Raw genomic sequence first — 707 nt, 5'->3', positions numbered from 1 at the left:
CTGATTGTAGCGCTGTTTGTCGATTCTGGCGTTGTGCGCGTGGTCGTACGGGGCGAAGATGCGATGCTTGATGAGCGGTCTGATGTCGATCTCACGCAGTGCTTCGCGGAGCGACTGCTTGTCATAGCCCTTCTCAGCGGCGAGAGACTGCAGATCGCCCGCGTTTCGGCGGGCGATCTGCTCAGCGAGGTCTGCATCGCTTCCTTCCCGAGTCGTTGAGCAGTGTACGTCCAAGATCGCCTGAGTCTCGGTATCGACGAGTTTCGTGACTTTTAGCTTCTGCACGCGGTAGCTAATACGCTGGCAGTAGTGGCGGCTTGCTGCTGATCGCTCGTAGAATGTGGCGTCGATAGCAGCGTGTTCAGACGGATCGTGCAACTGCGCCGACTGGCGCAGTAGCACTCGACAGACGCTCATCTCGATCCGGTCGAACGCTTTACACAACGTGGACGGCGAAGGGAGATCGGCCGCGCTGAGGCCGATCTCCCCGGTTATTTGTGGCATCTCTTTCAGCAGGTCGATGGTCATCCGGTAAGACGTATCCAGGTAAATCCGCAGACAATGCGGGGAAACGAGGGCATAGTCGGCGAATCCGCCGCCACCTTCCGGGGCGGCGGATTCGTCTCCATCACCGGTAACAACTTGAGCAACCGGAACAACTTCGCTAATGAAGCGGGAGATTTGAGTCATGATCAACTGGAGTCTCC

The 707-nt window shown here is 57.7% G+C and carries 1 protein-coding gene; it reads right to left on the bottom strand.

Going from position 1 to position 707, the window contains the following annotated elements; translation table 11 throughout:
• Positions 1-690 (bottom strand): IS5 family transposase (locus tag IL252_RS17255; RefSeq protein ID WP_208629049.1); only part of this gene is annotated, 690 nt, incomplete at its 3' end.
• Positions 691-707 lie beyond the last annotated feature (17 nt).

Origin of the sequence: Halomicrobium sp. IBSBa (assembly GCF_017612575.1) — an archaeon.
Taxonomy (GTDB): domain Archaea; phylum Halobacteriota; class Halobacteria; order Halobacteriales; family Haloarculaceae; genus Halomicrobium.
Note: the sequence above shows the minus strand (reverse complement) of the source record. Positions and strands in the feature narration are given on the sequence as shown.